This is a genomic window from Bacillus cereus group sp. BfR-BA-01382 (assembly GCF_022663475.1).
Lineage (GTDB): Bacteria > Bacillota > Bacilli > Bacillales > Bacillaceae_G > Bacillus_A > Bacillus_A thuringiensis_S.
Map to the genome: position 1 here is coordinate 1 of NZ_JAKUFQ010000398.1, position 246 is coordinate 246.

Below are 246 nucleotides of genomic sequence, written 5' to 3' on the forward strand. Positions count from 1 at the left end.
TGTTGGCTTTGCTATAGGGTGTTTGTTATTTGGGGCAATCTCTGATAAATATGGACGAAAAAAAGTGATTTTTATTGGATTGCTTGCACTGTCGATAGTTTCTTTTTGCTTAGGGTTTGTAGATAGTTTCTTTTGGCTTGTTATTTATAGAGGTATACAGGGGATAGCCGCAGCTACATTTTCTCCAGTAGCGTTAGCCTACGTTGTAGAAATGTTCCCAGTAGAAAAAAGGGTTACAACAATAGG

The 246-nt window shown here is 37.8% G+C and carries 1 protein-coding gene; it reads left to right on the top strand.

The features are described from left to right. A partial coding sequence (locus MR160_RS34475; RefSeq protein WP_242299265.1) for an MFS transporter occupies positions 1–246 on the top strand: 246 nt, incomplete at both ends.